This window comes from Caulobacter sp. GW456-12-1-14-TSB4 (assembly GCF_059424195.1).
In genome coordinates this window covers 13634-32859 of the sequence record NZ_JBWKZF010000009.1, presented here as the reverse complement: position 1 = coordinate 32859, position 19226 = coordinate 13634, and the positions used below count along the sequence as shown (strand labels likewise).

Genomic DNA, 19226 nt, shown 5'->3' with positions numbered 1-19226 from the left:
GAAGGGTAAATCCACCGCCGACCTCGCCGCGATAGAGAGAAATCGCGGGATCCGCAGACAACCCACTTCATCCGGAATCCCGAGAACCGCTTTCTCCAGCGGCGCTCGCTACAGGGCTTCCCCCAACCTAGAGACCAAAGATCAGCATGGCTGACGATATGAGCTTCAACCCGACGCGCGACGATTTCGAAGCGCTCCTCAATGACTCGATGGGCGGCCGCGACTTCGCGGAAGGCACCGTCGTCAAGGGCCTGGTCGTCGGGATCGAAAAGGACTTCGCCATCATCGACGTCGGTCTGAAGACCGAAGGCCGCATCCAACTGAAGGAATTCGGCGTCGACGAGAACGGCAAGGCCACCATCAAGACCGGTGACTCGGTCGAGGTGTTCCTGGAACGCCTGGAAAACGCCCTCGGCGAAGCGGTCATCAGCCGCGAAAAGGCCAAGCGCGAAGAAGCCTGGACCCGTCTGGAAGGCGTCTACGCCAAGAACGAACCCGTCATGGGCGCCATCGTCGGCCGCGTGAAGGGTGGCTTCACCGTCGACCTGGGCGGCGCCTCGGCCTTCCTGCCGGGCTCGCAAGTCGACATCCGTCCGGTTCGCGACGTCGGCCCGCTGATGGGCAAGGAACAACCCTTCGCCATCCTGAAGATGGACCGTCCGCGCGGCAACATCGTCGTCTCGCGTCGCGCCATCCTGGAAGAAGCCCGCGCCGAGCAGCGCACCGAACTGGTGTCGCAGCTGCAAGAGGGTGAAATCCGCGAAGGCGTCGTCAAGAACATCACCGACTACGGTGCGTTCGTCGACCTGGGCGGTATCGACGGCCTGCTGCACGTCACCGACATGAGCTGGAAGCGCGTCAACCACCCGAGCCAAGTGCTCGCCGTGGGCGACACCGTGAAGGTCCAGATCGTCAAGATCAACCCGGACACCCAGCGCATCAGCCTCGGCATGAAGCAGCTGCAGTCGGATCCGTGGGATGGCGTTGAAGCCAAGTACCCGGTCGGCGCCAAGTTCACGGGCCGCATCACCAACATCACCGACTACGGCGCCTTCGTGGAGCTGGAAGCCGGCGTTGAAGGCCTGGTGCACGTCTCGGAAATGTCCTGGACCAAGAAGAACGTCCACCCCGGCAAGATCGTCTCGACCTCGCAAGAAGTCGACGTGGTCGTGCTGGACGTCGATCCGTCCAAGCGCCGCGTTTCGCTGGGCCTGAAGCAAGCCCTGACCAACCCGTGGGAAGCCTTCGTCGAGGCTCACCCGGTCGGCTCGACCGTCGAAGGCGAAGTCAAGAACGCGACCGAATTCGGTCTGTTCATCGGCCTCGACAACGACATCGACGGCATGGTGCACTTGTCGGACATCGACTGGAGCGTCCCGGGCGAAGAAGCCATGGCGCGCTACAAGAAGGGCGACGTCGTCAAGGCGAAGGTCCTGGATGTCGACATCGAGAAGGAACGCATCTCGCTGGGCATCAAGCAGCTGGCTGGCGACCCGATGTCGGGCGACACCTACCGCAAGAACCAGACCGTGACCGTGACCGTGACGGAAGTCACCACGGGCGGCATCGAAGTCCGCTTCGGTGAAGAAGACGCTCCGATGTCGGCCTTCATCCGCAAGTCGGACCTGTCGCGCGACCGTCAGGAACAGCGCCCCGAGCGCTTCGCTGTGGGCGACCGCATCGACGCTCAGATCACCAACATCGACAAGGCGGCTCGCCGCGTGTCGCTGTCGATCAAGTCGCTGGAAATGGCCGAAGAGAAGGAAGCCATCGAGCAGTTCGGCTCGTCGGACTCCGGCGCTTCGCTGGGCGACATCCTGGGCGCCGCTCTCCGCGAGCGCGCTTCCAAGGAATAGTCTTCTTCCCCTCGTAGGATGAAGTAGCGGCGGTGAGAGCAATCCCACCGCCGTTTTCTTTTGTGTGAAAGCCTGCCACACATGCCTGAGGTTGAGTGCTTCGGGGGTGTGGCGTGGTTCAGCGTTGGACGGCGATGGCCGCCGTTTCGGTCCTGGCTCTGGCTGGCGCGGCCCGGGCAGACGACAAGCCCGCCTACGGCCCGCCGGCCGCGTGGGTGAAGGTGGCCGAGGTCCCGACCCTGTCCGACGACGCCCAGGCCCCGGCCCTGCAGGCGGTGCTGGACGACAGCCAGGTCCTGCTCGGCAAGGACGGCCTCTACAGCTACAGCCGCCGCATCGCGCGGGTGACCAAGCCCGAGGGGCTGGCGGCCGGCGCGCGGGCGATCACCTGGCAGCCCGACCGCGACAAGGTCACCCTGCACGCCCTGGCCATCATCCGCGACGGCCAGCGTATCGACGTCCTGAAGACCGGCGAGGACGTGCTGATCCTGCGCCGCGAGAAGGATCTCGAGCGGGCCATGCTGGACGGCCGGATGACCGCCTCGATCCAGATCAAGGACCTGCGGGTCGGCGACATGATCGACTGGGCCTACAGCATCGAGCGGCGCGACCCGATCCTGGGCCCGCGGGTCAGCGATTTCGAGCGCATGGGCTGGCCTGGCGCGGTCGGCCGTTATCGCGTGCGCCTGCTGTGGGCCGATGGCACGCCGCTGGCCTGGAAGGCCACGGCCGGTTTTCCCGAGCCGAAGGTCGGCAAGGCCGGCGAGCTGAACGAACTGCTGGTCGACGAGACCGGGGCGACCGCGCCCAAGTCGCCGCTCAGCGCGCCGGCGCGCTTCCAGCGGGTGGGTGAACTGCAGGCGACGACCTATCGCGGCTGGGCCGACGTCGTCGCGCCGATGGCCCCGTTGTACGACGAGGCCATGGCGTTGAAGGCGGACTCGCCGATCAAGGCCGAGATCGCCGCCATCGCCGCCGCCAGCCCCGACCCCAAGGTCCGCGCCTTCAAGGCCCTGCAGCTGGTCGAGGACAAGACCCGCTACCTGCTGCTGGCCATGGGCGACGGCGGCTACAAGCCGGCCTCGGCCGACGAGACCTGGGCGCGCCGGTTCGGCGACTGCAAAGGCAAGACCGTCCTGCTGCTGGCGATCCTCAAGGGCCTGAACATCCAGGCCGAGCCGGTCGTGGTCCTGGCCAGCCCGGCCGCCGACGGCCTGGACCAGCGCGTGCCCTCGGCCAGCCAGTTCAACCATGTGCTGGTCCGCGCCACCATCGACGGCAAGGCCTATTGGCTGGACGGGACCCGCTCGGGCGATCGTGGGGGCTTGCAGACGATCAGCCCGCCGCCGTTCCTGTGGGGCCTGCCGATCAAGGCGTCGGGCGCGACCCTGGAGCCCATCGCCCAGAAACCGCTGACCCGTCCCGATACCGACGCGACCATGCGCCTCGACGCCTCGGCGGGTCTCGACAAGCCGGCCAAGGCGTCGATCACCCTGGTCATGCGCGGCGCCGCCGCGCGGGCCACGGCCCGGGCGATCGAGATCGCGCCGCGCGCCGATATAGAGCGCGGCTTCCGTCAGAGCTTCTCGACGTCCTTCAGCTGGATGCGGGTCGAGACGCTGGACTGGACGGTCGCCGACGACGGCGTGGTGACCATCGTCATGGCCGGAAACGCCGACATGGATTGGCGCCTGAACGACGATGTCGGCCTGAGGGAATGGCGTCTGCCCATGTCGGGGACCAGCAAACCCGCCCTGTTCCCTCACCGCGAGCCGGGACCCAACGCCGACGCGCCCTACGTCATCACCTTCCCCAGTTTCAAGAAGGCCCTGATCGAGGTCACCCTGCCGAACGGCGGGGCCGGCTTCACGGTCAAGGGGCCGGCCTTCAACGGCAAGCTGGCGGCCGCCGACGTACTGCGGACCTCGGAGTTGGCGGCTGGAAAGGCGCGTTTCTTCGAATCGGACCTGACCTTGGAGCGCGAACTGCCCTTCGATCAGGCCGAGGAGGCCAACAAGGTGCGCCGCCGACTGGCCGAGCAGGCCCTGATCATCCGCGCGCCGAAGGGTTCGTAAGGGGCCGCCGTTAACTGAACCCCGTTCGAGAATCGCACGCAACCCCTTGAAGACTCAGCCATCGTTGGGCAAAGGTCCGCTCGCGCCTTTTCCTCCCAGGGGCGTTCCGGGGATATCGATGATCAAGTCTGAACTCATCGCCAGGCTCGCGAATGAAAATCCGCACCTGACGCAGAAGGACGTCGAACGCGTAGTCGGCGTGATCCTGGAACGTATGATTGGCGCCTTGGAAGACGGCGGCCGTGTCGAACTTCGTGGTTTCGGGGCCCTGTCGGTCCGTTCGCGTCCCGCCCGCACCGGCCGCAACCCGCGCACCGGCGAGGCTGTGGACGTCCGCGCCAAGCATGTGCCGTTCTTCAAGAGCGGCAAGGAACTGCGCGCCCGCCTGAACGCCGACGGCGACGAATAACAACAATCGTGACCCGGGGTTGACCCCGGGCGGCGAACGCCTTCAGCCTTTGCGCCTTGTTTTTGCGGCAACCAGGGGTTTGTCATGAGCGTCGTCAAGGAATTCCGCGAGTTCATCGCGCGCGGCAACGTCATCGACCTGGCCGTCGGTGTGATTATCGGCGCGGCGTTCAACAGCATCGTGAAAAGCCTGGTCGATCAGGTGATCATGCCGCCGATCGGCCTGCTGACCGGCGGCCTCGACTTCTCGAAGCTGGAATGGGTGCTGCGGACCGAGAACCCGGCGACCGAGGCGATCGAGAAGGTGTCGATCCAGTACGGCGCCTTCATCAACACCCTGATCCAGTTCTTCATCGTCGCGGCCGTGGTGTTCCTGCTGGTCAAGGTGGTCAATGGCATCCGCCGCGCCGACGCCGAAGCGCCCGCGCCGGAAGTCCCGCCCGCCCCGACCCCGCAGGAACTGCTGCTGACCGAAATCCGGGATCTTCTGGCCAAGAAGTAAGGCCATCCCCAATCCGATCTCCCCGGCGAAGGCTGGGGCCCAGATGCAAGAGCGCCCGCGGTCCGGACGGGATCGCGGGCGTTTCTGCGTGCGCCTCGCCGCGCCATATGATCTGGGCCCGGCCTTCGCCGGGGAAACGGGCTTGGGGGTTAGCTCAGCGCTTCAATAGCGGCGCGCGCCGCGACCTGGCCCGTCTGCCAGGCGCCGTGGGCGGTGGAGAAGAAGTTGGGGCTGCAGGCCTCGCCGGCGAAGAACAGGCGCTGGTCGACCGGCGCGGCCAACACCGCCCGCGCGCCCGCGTGGCCGGGCAGGGCGTGGGAATAGGAGCCGCCGGCGAACGGGTCGGCGGCCCAATGGGTCTCCGCGATCACGCGCACCTTGGACCGGATGTCGCCGCCATAGGCATTGACCAGCCCGTCCACGGCGAAGGCCGCCGCGGCGCCGGGGCCCTCGCCCTCCAGCGCGCGGGCGTGAGCGCCGCCCAGGAACACCTCGATCATCGGCTTGTGCAGCGGCCGCAGGTGATAGGCCCCGGTCGCCGTGACATGGGGATTCGAATAGAGCTGGGTTTCGGCCGCGAACATCTCCGGCTCGTCCAGCGACAGGAACACCTTGTCGGCCAGGCCCAACGGCAGGTTGGCGGCGGCGTCCAGCTTGTCGGGCAGGGCGGGCAGGAAGCGTATGCCGCCCTGGGCCAGGATCGTGGTCGGCACGCAGACGATCGCCGCCCGCGCCGAGATCGTCCCGAGCGGCGTCTCCAGCTCCACGCGCGGACCGTCGTGGCGGATCAGGGTGACGGGGCAGGATAGTCGCGTCGTCAGTTTGCCGCCCAGGCCGGCGATAGCCGTCCCGTAACCCTCCGCCACGCGCCAGTTGACCTCGGTGTCCTCATAGGCGGCGTAGTCGTGCAGCGAGACCTGGTCGAACTCCGCGCCGTTGTAGAAGGCGCTGAAGGCGTTCAGCAGCGGGGTCCAGGGGCTGTCGGGATCCATCAGGTCCGAGGCCGGGCGGTCGGGGCCGCCGTCGCGGGCGGCCGCTTCCAGTCGCGCGTCCAGGGCCAGGAACGCCTCGCCGAACGCGGCGCGCTCCTCGGGGGCGAAGACCGGGTTGTCGGCGATGTTGGCCCAGGGCGGCGGGGTCTTGTCGATGGTCAGGCCCAGGGCCTCGACCCGTTCCACCAGAGGGTTCTGGTCGGCCGAGTGCAGCCACTCGCAGCCAAGGTCGATCGGACCGACCGAAGACGGGATCGTATGGGCGCGGCCTCCCAGCCGATCCCTGGCCTCCAGCAGGATCCCGGACCGCCCGCTGGCGGCGACCTGCTCGGCGGCGGCCAGGCCAGCCGCGCCGGCGCCTATGATCGCGATGTCGACTTCATGCATGGGCCTGGACCTTAGCTTGGCCTGTCGATTCACGCGATGGGTGGGCGAAGCTGCGCCTTTCCTGAGCGGAACGAAGTTCTTCGAAATAAACCTGCCTGCGTCAATTTGTGCATTTCTTAATTAGAACCTTAAAGGTCAAGCTTTATTCGTTGTTAAGCTTGTCGCAGGGGGCGATATAGTTTGTCGCATCGACCTCCACCTGAAAGAGAACCATAGTGTTCGTGGCTGCTCCGTCGGCCGTCCGAGGTGGCGCGGCAGAGTAACGTGAATGGTCTGTCGGCCCCATATTGGGTTTTTCAAGGCATAGATTGGCCTCAGTATTAGATAAAACATGGAAGTGATCCAAATATTTTGATCACAATTAGTTCTGAATTGCCGAATTTGACGACAAAACAACTACCCTTATTCCGAGTAACCATTCATTATCACTAACAAATGGTTTCCTTTCGTCCGCATTAAGTACGAAAATATACTTGAAATTGACGCCTCATGGCCAGTATTGGCCTCAAGACGGAGGGGCGTTACATGCCAAGCTATATCACTGCGAACGGTCTGCAACTTGCGCTCTCCAAGACGAGCGATGGCTGGCCGGCCAATACTACGGGTAAAGAAACCCAGACCGGCACCGCGAAGAACGACATCTTCCATGGCGCTGGCGGCGATACTCTGATCGGCGGTCAAGGCGACGACACCTATACTCTCTGGGACAACTCGGAGACGGTGATCGAGAAACCCGGCGAGGGTATCGACACGATTGACGCTCGTTTTTGGGGCGCGGTAACCCTTTCCGACAACGTCGAAAACCTGCTGCTGAACTCGGCGGGCTCGACGGCGGGGACGGGCAACGCCTTGAGCAACATCATCATCGCCGGCACCGTCGGCGCGACGATCGACGGCATGGGCGGCGATGACGTCCTCGTGGGCGGCGCGGGCGCTGACGTGTTCAAAGTGGGCGCGGGCAACGGCTCCGACGCCATCATGAACTTCAAGTCCGGCAGCGATACGATCCTGCTGCGCGGCTACAACATCACCACCTTCGACCAGCTGAAGGCCATCGCCACGCAGTCGGGCGCGGACGTCAAGTTCGCCTTCGCCAACGGCGAGTCGCTGGTCCTGCGCGACATCAAGCTGACCGACCTGACGGCCTATGACTTCGGCATGCGCCCGACGGTCACGCCCGCCAGCGGCCTGAACGCTCTGACCGGCCCGGGGGCCGTCTACAGCGACAAGGGCTGGTATGTCCTGAACAACATCTGGAACCCGGGCACGCTGGTCTACGGCAAGGACTACTTCATCGACAGCTCGTACAGCGCGACGGACCTGACGGCGAAGACGACCTTCAACTGGTCGTTCCCGACCATCACCGACCCGTCGCCGACGATCCGCGCCTATCCGGAAGTGATCTTCGGCCCGGCTCCGATGAGCGGCGGCTCCAAGATCACGGACGTGGCCGGCGTGTTCCCGGTGCAGGTCAGCGCCATCGCCAACCTGAACGTCGACTACGACGTCACCTTCGCGGGCAACAAGGCCGGCTTCAACGTGTCGTTCGACATCTGGCTGACCAACACCCCGAACGGCGGTCGCTCGACGATCACCAACGAAGTGATGATCTGGGTCCACAAGGGCGGCTTCGAAGCCTTCGGCACGCAGGTCGGCACCTATACGGACGCCGCCGGCAACACCGCCAAGATCTATACGAACAAGGGCGACTGGACCTACACGGCCATCGTGTTCGACAAGGACGTTCCGAAGGGCCAGCTGGATTTGGACGGCATCTTCGCCGCCCTGCAGAAGCTGGGCATCGTCAAGACCACCGAATACCTCGCCTCGGTCGAACTGGGCGCGGAAGTGGTGTCGGGCGCCGGCTCGCTGACCATCAACAATCTGGACCTGCAGCTGCAGACCGCCGGTTCGGGCGGCGCGGTCAAGACGATGTCGGTGACCGGTTCGGGCACGACGACGAAGACGACCACCACCGTCACCGTTCCGATCGACGACAACACCAATGTCGTGACGACGCCGACCCCCCCGGTCACCTCGACGCCGTCCACCCCGGCGACGACCCCGACGGCCCCGGTCACGACGCCGACGACCCCCGTCACGACTCCGACGACCCCGGAGACTTCGACGTCCACCACGGGCACCTCGGGCGCCGACCGGATCGCCTACAGCGCCACCGCGGCGAAGATCGACGGCGGCGCGGGCAGCGACACCCTGGTGCTGAAGGCCGGCGCGACGATCGACCTGAGCAAGGCCGCCAACCAGGCCCTGACGGGCTCGGCCGTGGTCGTCAACTTCGAGCACGTCGACGCTTCGGCCTCGAGCGGCGCGGTGATCCTGACCGCCGCGGCGGCGGGCTCCACCCTGATCGGCAGCGCCTACGGCGACACCATCACGGGCGGCGCGGGCAATGACTACATCGACGGCGGCGCGGGCTCCGACAAGATCAGCGCCGGCCAGGGCGACGACCGCGTGGTCTACTACGCCGGCGCCAGCCTGATCGACGGCGGCGCGGGCACCGACACCCTGATCGTCAACAACGCGCTGACGGTGAACCTGGGCAACTTCAGCGGCAGCATGGTGACCGGCGGTTCGGCCTACGTCACCGGCTTCGAAAACGCCGACGCCACCAATTCGATCGCCGCTGTGACCCTGAACGGCTCGCAGTACAACAACACCCTGATCGGCAGCGCCTTCAACGACACGATCATGGCCGGCGACGGCTACGACATCGTCAAGGGCGGCGCGGGCAACGACTACATCGACGGCGGCGCGGGCGTTGACCAGCTGTTCGGCGAATTCGGCGACGACCGCATCGTCTATGACGCGGCCGACACCATCGTCGACGGCGGCGCGGGCATCGACACCCTTATCCTCAAGACGGCCGCGACCGTGAACCTGGCCAACTACAACCAGGTGACCGGCAGCGCCGGCACGGTGACGGGCTTCGAGAACGTCGACGCTTCCGGCGCCACCGCCGGCGTGACGATCACCGGTTCGGCCGGCGCCAACGTCCTGATCGGCTCGGCCTTCGCCGACAAGCTGGCCGGCGGCGCGGGCTCCGACACCCTGACGGGCGGCGGCGGGGCCGACGTGTTCAAGTTCGACGCCTACGCCGCTGGCGACGTCGACACGATCACGGACTTCTCGCGCGCCCAGGGCGACAAGATCGACCTGACCGCGATCGACGCGATCAAGGGCGGCGCGGACAACGCCTTCGCCTTCATCGGCGAGACCGCGTTCCACAACGTGGCCGGCGAACTGCGGGCCTTCGCCGTCAGCGGCGGGGTCATGGTGCAGGGCGACGTCGACGGCAACGGCGTGGCCGACTTCTCGATCATGGTCCAGAACGTCAGCTCGCTGGTCGCTACGGACTTCTTCCTCTAAGCACTACCTCTCGAAAACGTTGAGCGCCGCGTCCTCCGGGACGCGCCGCTTTTCGTTTGGGCCCTATTTCATCAGGCTGGGCGCATCGAGGTCCAGCTTGTCGGCCGGTATCACCGTGGCGTTCGGCGCGGCCTTGGCGAGGTCCTCGCCCATGGCCTTGGCGTCGCCGGCGACGATGACGCTCATCTGGGCCGGGTCCAGCTTGGCCTTGGCGAAGGCCTGGACCTCTTCGGGGGTCACGGCCTCGACCTTGGCGGCGTAGCTCTGGATCTCGGTCAGCGGCACGCCATAGACGGCGTAGTTGCCCAGGATGTTGGCCAGGCCTTCCGAGGTGCCCAGGTCCCGCCCGAAATTGCCGACCAGCACCGACTTGCGGGCGGTCAGCTCGCCGGCCGAGGCCGGTTCGGCGCCCAGGCGGGTCAGCTCGGCGCGGGTCAGGGTGACGACCTCGCCGGCCGACGGGTTCTTGGTCTGCACCCGGGCCGAGAAGCCGCCGAAGCGCCCCTGCGGGGTCAGGCTGGAGCCGGCGCCGTAAGACAGGCCGCGCTTGATGCGGATCTCCTGGTTCAGGCGCGAGCTGAAGCCGACGCCCAGCACGGTGTTGGCCACGATGCCCTGGTAATAGTTCGGATCGGCGCGGGTGATCGCCGGCTTGGCCAGCACCACGGCCGCCTGGCCGGTGCCGGGCAGGTCGATGACGACGTTGCGCGGCGCATAGCCGGTCGGGGCGGCCGGCGGGGCCGGCGGCGGGGTCGCGGGCTTCTTCCAGCCGCCGAACGCCTTTTCGGCCAGGGCGAAGCCGGCCTCGGGCGTCAAATTGCCGGTCAGCACCAGCACCGCGTTGTCCGGACGCCAGTACGCAGCGTGCGTCTTGGCCAGGTCCGTACGCTTGATCTTCGGCAGCGAGCCGGGCGTGCCGCCGGCCACGTGGCCATAGGCCGAGCCGGCATAGAGCACCGGGGCGGTGGCGAAGGCGGCGAGCGTGCCGGGGCGCTGGAACGACACCGACAGGCCGTCCAGGGTCTCGGTGCGCACGCGGTCCAGCTCCTCGGCCGAGAAGGCCGGATGCTCGGCGACGTCGGCCATGATCGCCATGGCGGGCGCGGCGTTGTTGGCCGTGACGCTGAGGGTCAGCGAGGCGGCCTCCCAGCCCGAGCCGGCTTCCAGATTGGCGCCCAGGGCCTCGGTCTCGCGCGCGACCTGCGTGGCCGAGCGGCTGGTGGTGCCTTCGGTCAGCAACTCCGAGGTCAGGCTGGACGTGCCGGCGAGGCCGGTCGGATCGGAACTCGCCCCGCCCTTGACGGTCAGGTCGGCGGTGATCAGCGGCAGGTCGCTGGACTTGGCGACAATGACCCGCAGGCCGTTGGCCAGGGTCTTCTCGGCCGGGCTCGGCATCACGGCCGGGACCGGCGCGCCGACGGCCGGCGGCTTCTGGCGCTCGCCTTCTGGGGCGAGGGTGGTGACGGGGCCGTCGTACTTGACCGAGGCGACCTTCGGGATCGCCGGCGTGGCGTCCTTCTCGCCGGCCGGCTTGTCCTTGTCCGCCAGGTAGCGGATCACCGTGCGGCGGTCATCGGCGAGATATGTCTTGGCCACGCGCTGGAGGTCGGCGGCGGTGACGGCCTGCAGCTTGGCGAGGCTGGTGTTGGCGGTGGCCGGATCGCCCTCGGTCTCGAGCGCATAGCCGATGGCGAAGCCGCGGCCGTCGATCTCCTCGCGGCGGCGGACGGCGTCGGCCAGCAGGCCGGCTTTTGCTTCAGCGAGTTCGGCGGGCGTGACCAGGCCGTCGCGGACACGGGCGACCTGGGCGCGCAGGGCGGCCTCGCCCTGGGCCACGGTCTTGCCGCCGGCCATCACCGCGCCGACGTAGAACAGGCCCGGCTGGGCGTTGTTCGGGGCGCTGGAGAACACCGACTGGGCGATCTTCTGGTCGTAGACCAGGCTGTCATAGAGCCGCGAGGACTTGCCGGCCGACAGCACGGCGTCCAGCACGGTCAGGGCCGGCGCGTCCTTGTCGGCGGCGGCCGGGGCCAGCCAGGTGATGGCCAGGGCCGGCAGCGGCACGTTGGGGCCGTAGGTGTTGACGCTCTTGGGACCCGTGCGGGCCGGTTCGACCACCGTGACCTTGGGGATGTCGCCCGCCGGCTTGGCGATCGGGTTGAAGTACCGGTCGATCAGCGCGTCCAGCTTGGCCTGGTCGAAATTGCCGACGACGATCAGGGCCGCGTTGTCCGGGCGGTAGTAGGTCTGGTGGAAGGCGCGCACGTCATCGACGGTCGCCGCATCCAGCTCCTCGATCGAGCCGATGCCCGGGCGCTGGTAGGGGTGGGTCGTGAACGACTGCTGCGGGATCGACAGGGCGAAGAAGCGGCCATAGGGGTCGGCCAGCACGCGCTGGCGCAGCTCTTCCTTCACGACGTCGCGCTCGGAGGCGAACACGCTTTCGTCGATGACCAGCGACTTCAGGCGGTCGCTCTCGGCCCAGAGCAGGCGCTCCAGGTGGTTGGCCGGCGCGACCTCGTAATAGTTGGTGAAGTCGTCCCAGGTGGAGGCGTTGTTGAAGCCGCCCACGTCCTCGGTCAGGCGGTCCAGCGTCTCGCTGGGCATGTTTCGGGTGGCCTTGAACATCAGGTGTTCGAACAGGTGCGCGAAGCCCGAACGGCCGCGCGGATCGTCCTTGGAGCCGACGCCGTACCAGACCTGCACCGTGACATTCGGCGTGGTCGCATCCCGCGAGGTGTAGACCTTCATCCCATTGGCCAGGACGCGTTGCTGGTAGATGATCGGCGGAACCGCGATGGCCGAGGACGCGGGCGCGGCGGCGGCCGGCTTAGGCTTCGGCTTAGCCTGGGCGGCCATGGCCAAAGGTGAAAGCGCGGTCGTTGAAAGGGCCGCGGCCACGAGGGCCAGCTTGGCGGTGCGGATCATGCGCGAAGGTCTCCTGAAGCAGTCCGCGGCGACCGTAGCATCGCGCTCGGCGGGGTAAACCTTACCGTCCTGTCATGTGGGTGGAACCAAGCTGCGCCGTCTGTGTTAGGAGCATCACGTCGTTCCCGCCCGCGTCCATCCGCGTAACGGACCCGATTTGCGTGGGGAATAGCTTGTCCGACAGTTCGCTTCGCGACCGCCTGCGCGCGGCCACTTCTGAAAGCCACGCGACCCTGGACGCCACGGTCGCTGGCTGGCGCATCGAGACGCCGCTGGGCTATGGCGCGTTCCTGTCGGCCTCGGCCCTGGCCATGGTCCCGCTGGAGTTGGCCCTTGAGCGGGCTGGCGTCGCCGATTGGCTGCCGGACTGGCCAAAGCGCGTGCGCCGCACCGCCTTGGCCCGCGACCTGGCCGCCCTGGGCCTGGAGGCTCCACCCTTCGCCAATGCCCATGTTCCGTCCCCGGATTTTGCGGCGGGCCTGCTCTACACCCTGGAAGGCTCGCGCCTGGGCGCGCGCTTCCTGGCCCGCCAGGTGCGCGGCGCGGGTCACGGCCTGCCGGTCGACTACCTGACCCAGGGCGAGGGCGACGATCTGTGGCGGACCTTCTTGGCCTGGCTCGAAAAACCCAATGTCGGGACGCGGACAGACGCGGTCGAGGCGGGCGCGCGATATGGCTTCCAGTGTTTCTCGGACGCGTTCGAGACCATAGCCCCGCCTGGAGCTCCGAATGTCCGAACCGGCGCCCATGTCCGGGTTTGAAGTCGACCTGACCAACTGCGACCGGGAGCCGATCCATATCCTCGGCTCGGTGCAGCCGTTCGGCTTCCTGCTGGCGATCAATTCCGACTGGGTCGTGGTCCACGCCTCGACCACCAGCCTGCGCTATCTGGGCCTTGGCCATGAGGACCTGATCGGCAAGCCGCTGACCCAGGTGCTGAGCGGCCACGCCATCCACAATATCCGCGGTCGCCTGCAGATCATGCGCGGCGCCGACGCGGTCGAGCGGATGTTCGGCCAGCCCCTGGCCGACGGCGGCGAGGACTTCGATCTCGCCCTGCACTATTCCGGCCGCCTGCTGATCCTGGAGGGCGAGCCCAGCCATCCCGACACCCTGATCGAAGCCGCCTCGGCCGTGCGCTCGATGACCACGCGGATCGCCGCGCGCCCGACCTTCGAGGAGTTCTGCCACGAGGCCGCCCGCCAGGTCCGCGCCCTGACCGAGTTCGACCGGGTGATGGTCTATCGCTTCGCCCATGACGGCGCGGGCGAGGTGATCGCCGAGTCGGTGCGGCCCGGCATCGGCTCGTTCCTGGGGCAGCGCTATCCGGCCCAGGACATCCCGGTGCAGGCCCGCGCCCTGTACGAGCGCAGCTGGCTGCGGATCATCGCCGACGTCGACGCCGAGGTCTCGCCGATCTTCCCGCCGACCAGCCCGGCCGGCGAGCCCGTCGACCTGTCGATGAGCATGCTGCGGGCCGTCTCGCCGATCCACATCGAGTACCTGCGCAACATGGGCGTGGCCGCCTCGCTGTCGATCTCGATCCTGCGCGACGGCAAGCTGTGGGGGCTGTTCGCCTGCCACCACTACGCGCCCAAGCACATCAGCTACGAGCGCCGCACGGCCGCCGAGCTGTTCGGCCAGCTGTTCTCCCTGACCCTGGAGAGCCGCGAGCGCGAGATCGAGACCCGGCGGATGTCCGAGGCGCGCAACCTGCACGACCGGATGATGAATGCGGTGGTGAAGACCAACCAGGGCGCCGACGGCCTCAGCCCCTATCTGGAAGACCTGTGCCGTCTGGTCGGCTGCGACGGCCTGGCCCTGTGGTTGGAGGGGCGGCTCACCCTGCGCGACTCCACGCCCGACGCCAGCGACGTCCACACCCTGGTGCGGGTGCTGCGCGAGAAGGACACCCATTCGGTCTTCGCGACCAACGAGATCGCCAGCCTGCTGCCCTCGGCGGCGACCTGGTCGGAGAAGGCCGCCGGCATGATGGCCGTGCCGCTGTCACGGACCGCGCGCGACTACCTGATCTTCTTCCGCAAGGAAGAAGCCAAGACCGTGGTCTGGGCCGGCAAGCCCGCCAAGCTGGTGCAGGTCGGGCCGCTGGGCGACCGCCTGACCCCGCGCAAGAGCTTCGAGGCCTGGGAAGAGACCACGCGCGGCCAGAGCCGGCCGTGGACGCCGGTCGAGCGCTCGCTGGCTGAGAGTCTGCGCGCAAGCCTGCTGGAGATCGTCTTCCGCCTGACGGACCTGGCCGACGAGGAACGCCAGCGCGCCAACCAGCGCCAAGAGCTGTTGATCGCCGAGCTGAACCACCGGGTGCGCAACATCCTGGGTCTGATCCGTGGCCTGATCACCCAGAGCCGCTCGGGCGTCGCCAGCGTCGAGGAGTTCGCCGAGGTGATCGGCGGCCGCGTTCAGGCCCTGGCCCGCGCCCATGATCAGATCACCCGTCACCAGTGGGGGCCGGGCGCGCTCAGCGACCTGATCACCGCCGAGGCCGAGGCCTACCTGTCGAGCAAGGCCGAGCGCGTGCGCCTCAACGGCGCGCCGACGGCCCTGGCCCCGGACGCCTTCTCGATCCTGTCCCTGGTCATCCACGAGCTGATGACCAACTCGGCCAAGTACGGGGCCCTGTGCGACCAGCGCGGCCACGTGGCCATCGACTGGGCGCGCGACGCCAAGGGCGACCTGATCATCGACTGGCGCGAGCGCGATGGCCCCCTGGTCAAGCCGCCGACCCGCCGGGGCTTCGGCTCGACCATCATCGAGCACTCGATCCCGCACGACCTGAACGGCGAGGTGGAGCTGGACTACCGGCCGGAAGGCTTCCAGGCCCGCATCCGCATCCCCGGCCGCTACGTCTCGACCGAGAACGTGACCACGGCGGTGACCCAGCCGCGCCGCGCCGACACGCCGGTGCGCGCGCCCGCGCGGATGCTGGTGCTCGAGGACAACATGATCATCGCGCTGGACCTGGAGGACATGCTGACCCGCCTGGGCGTCAAGCAGATCACCGTCGCCTCCAGCGTCGCCCAGGCCTTCGAGGCCCTGGCCGAGGAGAAGCCGCCGTTCGCGATCCTCGACGTCAATCTGGGCCAGGAGACCAGCTTCCCGGTCGCCGAGGCGCTGCAGGACGCCGGCGTGCCGTTCGCCTTCGGCACCGGTTTCGGCGACAGCGGGGCCTTCCCCGACCGGTTCAAGGAGACGCCGGTGCTGCAGAAGCCCTACAGCGCCGAGAGCGTGGCGGCGCTGTTCTAGCGATTGCTTCCACTGTCGCGCCTCCTAAGGTGGAGCGATCGGGGAGGAAGCCGCATGAAGTTCGTGATCCTGGGCCTGGCGCTCGCGCTGACGATGGCCGCGCCCGTGGCGGCGCAGAACGAGGGCGTCGAGGAGATCGTCGTCACCGGCTCGCGCCTGACCGAATATGATCCGGTCAAGACGCCCTATGTCGTGCTGCGCACGCGCGCCGACAATATCGTCACCACGGTGCGGGTGGTCTGCGACACTCGCGATCTGAGCCAGCGCCGCGAGGAGCTGCGGGCCACCCTGCGCAACATGATCAAGGCCGCGACGGGGGCGAAGGTCGAGCTCGGCCTGGGCGACGAGGTGATCGGACGCTTCGACGACACCATGCTGGACGCGGTCATCCAGCCCGACAAGAAGGCCGACACCAGCGTCGCGGTCCTGGTCGTGAAAACCCGCATCGCGCCGGGCGACACCTATGACGCCGCCACTGGCCGCATCAAGGCGTTCGCCGAGAAGACGGCCAAGGTCGGCCGGACCGAGATCCTGCCCGACGACGAATGGAACCTGACCCTGATCGGTCCGCAGAAGCGCCGCCCCGAGGTGCTGGACCTGGTCGCCGAGGACGCGCGCGCGACGGCCAAGCGGTTCGGCGACGACTATGCCGTCTCGGTCGAGGGCCTGCAGCTGCCGCTATCCTGGTACCAGTCAGGACCGTTGGAACTGGCGCTGTACGTGCCCTATCGGCTGACGGTCACGCCCAGGCGGCCGCAGTAGCCGAAGATCACTCCGATCCACGGATGGGCGACGAGCACGCGGAAGCGGTAGACGCCGTCGCGGGCGAAGGTGCGGGCTCGCACGCGCGGGGCCCAGGCGGTCGGCAAGGTCAGCGGCCCGATCCGCCAGCCCTCCAGCATCCAGGAGAAGCCACCGGGATAGTCGGCGGCGTGGAAGCGGAAGGTCAGCAGGCCGGCTGTCTCCTCGAAGGCGTAGGCGTCCTCGCGGACCCGGACGATGCGCGAGCGGAAACGGCGGGTCCCGAACTGGCGGGTCCAGGTCTCGCCCAGTCCATCGGGCGCGATCTGGACGGTGGTGTCGTGGCGGCCGTGTTCGGGCAGGCCTTGCAGCATCCGGACAAGGCGCGCCGGACCGCCGGCGCCGCGTCCGCGCGCCCAGCCGGTCAGGGTGCGCGCCGAGCCGTCATGCGCCTCGCGGACGACGTCGGGCATCGCGTCCAGGCGTGGGCCGAGTGCGCGGGTGAAGACGCCCTTGGCGCGCGGAGCCGCCTTGTCGATCCGGGTGCGGATCGGGAAAGGCTTCAGCGGGGCCAGCAGGTCCTCCAGCGATAGCAGGCCGACGCAGGCGGTGGCGCGGGGCGGGCCGTCCAGGCGGTCGTCCAGCAGGGCGCGCACGATGGCGGCGGCGGGCGCGGCGGGCGTATTGGGTCCGACGCCGGCATTCGCCCACAATCCCCAGCGGGCGCGGACAACCTGGTCGCCGGCGTCCTTGCCGACCGCCTCGACGACCATGCCGCCACGGTCCGTGCCGAAGCGCGCCAGACCGTCGGCAAGGGCGCCTAGCGGGCGGACGAAGGGCTTGAGATCGTGGACGAGCCCGATCCGTCGCGCCCAACCCAGCAACGCCAGGCCGTGGTGCGCCAGGGGAAGCTCCAGGCCCGCCTCGAAGCGGCCGACATGGCGGGGCTTGTAGCGGCGAGGCAGGGCGTCGAGGTCGGGCGTATCGGCCAGGGCGACCCAGCGATGGCCAAGGCCTGGGAAGATCACGCGCCGCGAGCCGCTCCAGCCCGGTCGCTCGGTCCAGGCGCTGCTTTCGAACACCCGCACCGGCCGGCCGACCCACGAGAAGATGGCCTCGACCACGGAGGGTCCACGTGGGGCGTCGGCGCCGGGCGAGATGGCGGTGGTGACCGCGTCGATCCGGCTCCAGCCGGCAGTCAGGCAGTCCAGCGCCGCCGTGCTCAGCGCCGGGGTCGAGCTGGCCCCGGTGATCGCCCAGCGGTTCGCGGCCGTGGCGACCGGGGCCATTGCCTCCGGGAACTGTTCCACGAAGGCGCGGCCGTCGGCCAGATCGATGTAGTGGGCGCCGGCCGCCAGAGCCGCCTTGGCCAGGCGCAGGTCGCTGGTCTGGAACGGTCCGGCTGCGTCGATCACGGCGAAGGCATTCAGGCTTTCGGGCAGGCCTTCGGGCGCGTTGCGGTCGAAGGTCATGATCTCGATCGTGGCCGGGCCGTCCAGGCGATCCCGCAAGGCCTCCAGCGGCCCACGCCGGCGGGCGGCCAGCACCAGCACGACGTCCGGCCAGCGGGCGATCATCGCGGCCAGGCGCGCGCCGAACACGCCGCTGGCCCCGACCAGGATGATGCGCCTCAAGGGATGGGCGCTCATTCGAGGATGAACCGCGCCCGCTGCTCGGCCGTCGGGACCATGCAGTGGTCCTTCTTGCCCATCAGCCGGTAACGATGGGTCGCGATCCAGTCATAGGCCGCGTCGGTCGTGCCACGGGGCAGGCGATCGACGAAGGCGAACCAGCCCCAGGGCGCGTCCAGCCGGCGCAGCAACGCGCCGATGGCGGCGGTCTTGGTCAGGGCCCGGCCGTGGTCGAGGAACAGGAAACTCTCGGGCGTCTCGGGATCGATGCCGTGGTTGCGGGCAAGCGCCCGACCGTAGGAAGACTGGATAGGCGTGAAGCGGATCACGCCCTTGCGGTCCAGGCGCAAAACGGCCTGCACCGAGCCCGTGCAGAAATTGCAGACGCCGTCGAACAGCCACAGGCCGTCGGGCGCGTCCTTCTCGTTCATCGTCCCTCGCACTCGCGACGCAGCGCCTTCAGCGAGTTTGGCACGTCGCGGCGCATCATGGCGCTGATCATGCCCGCCGGGACCACGAAGGGCGAGGTGGCCCACATGTCGTAGGTGACGCGGGTGCGGGTCCCGCCGTCCAGCGGCTCCAGCCGCCACGAGCCGTCGCAGGCGCGGATGTCGCCGCCGATGCAGGTGAAGTGGATTTCGCGGTCCGGCGTCAGGGTCACCCGCGAGGTCGAGCGCATGGTCGGCAGGAAGATGCTCCAGCGGACCGTGTGCTCGCGGATCTCGGTCCCGTCCGCGCCGCGCGAGACGACGCGACAGCTCTTGACGCCGGGGCTCATGCGGGCGGCGCGGTCGCAGTCCAGGATGATGCGGAACACCACGGCCGGGGGCGCGGCGATGTCGACGCTGGCCCGGACCATGCCCCGGCCGTGATTGTCGGCCTGGGCGTCGATCGCGATGCCGTTCTCATGCGATTCCCATTCGGCGTCGGCGCGGGCGGGACCCGCGAGGACGAGGACGGCGAAGAGGAGAACAAGCCGGCGCATAACACTCAAGCTAACGCAGCCGGCTTACGCTTGGTTACGCCCACGAAGTCGATTTTCGACTTCGCTCCCC

Annotated in this window: 13 protein-coding genes; 8 read left to right on the top strand and 5 right to left on the bottom strand. The window is 68.1% G+C overall.

Features of this window, described 5'->3' with window-relative positions:
• The first annotated feature begins 146 nt into the window (after window positions 1-146).
• The 4 genes from rpsA (at window position 147) to mscL (ending at window position 4841) form a co-directional block, all read left to right on the top strand.
• Window positions 147-1856 carry a 30S ribosomal protein S1 gene (rpsA, locus tag AC07YH_RS10495; protein WP_494746939.1) on the top strand — a complete coding sequence of 570 codons (1710 nt, stop codon included), beginning with the start codon at window positions 147-149 and terminating at the stop codon, window positions 1854-1856.
• A gap of 113 nt (window positions 1857-1969) precedes the next feature.
• Window positions 1970-3931, top strand: coding sequence for a DUF3857 domain-containing protein (locus AC07YH_RS10490; RefSeq protein ID WP_494746938.1), 1962 nt, complete (start codon window positions 1970-1972; stop codon window positions 3929-3931).
• Window positions 3932-4049: 118 nt separating this feature from the next.
• Complete coding sequence (locus AC07YH_RS10485) at window positions 4050-4340, top strand: integration host factor subunit beta (protein WP_010921415.1); 291 nt, start codon at window positions 4050-4052, stop codon at window positions 4338-4340.
• 84 nt (window positions 4341-4424) lie between these two features.
• On the top strand, window positions 4425-4841 hold the full coding sequence (gene mscL, locus AC07YH_RS10480) for a large-conductance mechanosensitive channel protein MscL (RefSeq protein WP_494746937.1): 417 nt from the start codon (window positions 4425-4427) through the stop codon (window positions 4839-4841).
• A gap of 149 nt (window positions 4842-4990) precedes the next feature.
• On the opposite strand, the gene AC07YH_RS10475 is transcribed toward mscL, so the two are convergent.
• Entirely contained in the window at window positions 4991-6220 is a 1230-nt protein-coding gene (locus AC07YH_RS10475; RefSeq protein WP_494746936.1) for a flavin monoamine oxidase family protein, read from the bottom strand.
• 525 nt (window positions 6221-6745) lie between these two features.
• Here AC07YH_RS10475 and AC07YH_RS10470 point away from each other — a divergent pair.
• Window positions 6746-9607, top strand: a complete 2862-nt coding sequence (locus AC07YH_RS10470) for a calcium-binding protein (protein WP_494746935.1) — start codon at window positions 6746-6748, stop codon at window positions 9605-9607.
• 63 nt (window positions 9608-9670) lie between these two features.
• Here AC07YH_RS10470 and AC07YH_RS10465 read toward each other — a convergent pair whose 3' ends face one another.
• A complete protein-coding gene (locus AC07YH_RS10465; RefSeq protein WP_494746934.1) occupies window positions 9671-12535 on the bottom strand; it encodes a M16 family metallopeptidase in 2865 nt (954 codons plus the stop codon).
• Between the two features lie 173 nt (window positions 12536-12708).
• On the opposite strand from AC07YH_RS10465, the gene AC07YH_RS10460 reads away from it, so the two are divergent.
• From AC07YH_RS10460 to AC07YH_RS10450, 3 genes are read left to right on the top strand one after another with little or no spacing between them, the layout of a single operon-like run.
• Complete coding sequence (locus tag AC07YH_RS10460) at window positions 12709-13296, top strand: biliverdin-producing heme oxygenase (RefSeq protein WP_494746933.1); 588 nt, start codon at window positions 12709-12711, stop codon at window positions 13294-13296.
• The gene (locus tag AC07YH_RS10455) at window positions 13283-15799 is read left to right on the top strand and encodes an HWE histidine kinase domain-containing protein (protein ID WP_494746932.1); all 2517 of its coding nucleotides are present in this window, start codon (window positions 13283-13285) and stop codon (window positions 15797-15799) included. The genes AC07YH_RS10460 and AC07YH_RS10455 overlap by 14 nt, the downstream gene beginning before the upstream one ends.
• 54 nt (window positions 15800-15853) lie before the next feature.
• Window positions 15854-16561 carry a hypothetical protein gene (locus tag AC07YH_RS10450; RefSeq protein WP_494746931.1) on the top strand — a complete coding sequence of 236 codons (708 nt, stop codon included), beginning with the start codon at window positions 15854-15856 and terminating at the stop codon, window positions 16559-16561.
• Here AC07YH_RS10450 and AC07YH_RS10445 read toward each other — a convergent pair.
• The 3 genes from AC07YH_RS10445 to AC07YH_RS10435 are packed head-to-tail and all read right to left on the bottom strand — an operon-like array spanning window position 16525 to window position 19156.
• Window positions 16525-18174 carry a DUF4166 domain-containing protein gene (locus tag AC07YH_RS10445; protein ID WP_494746930.1) on the bottom strand — a complete coding sequence of 550 codons (1650 nt, stop codon included), beginning with the start codon at window positions 18172-18174 and terminating at the stop codon, window positions 16525-16527. The two genes, AC07YH_RS10450 and AC07YH_RS10445, sit on opposite strands and share 37 nt — an antisense overlap.
• 11 nt (window positions 18175-18185) lie before the next feature.
• Window positions 18186-18602, bottom strand: coding sequence for a thiol-disulfide oxidoreductase DCC family protein (locus AC07YH_RS10440; protein WP_494746929.1), 417 nt, complete (start codon window positions 18600-18602; stop codon window positions 18186-18188).
• Window positions 18599-19156: an SRPBCC family protein gene (locus AC07YH_RS10435; protein ID WP_494746928.1), complete on the bottom strand. Its 558-nt coding sequence runs from the start codon at window positions 19154-19156 to the stop codon at window positions 18599-18601. The genes AC07YH_RS10440 and AC07YH_RS10435 overlap by 4 nt, the downstream gene beginning before the upstream one ends.
• Window positions 19157-19226 lie beyond the last annotated feature (70 nt).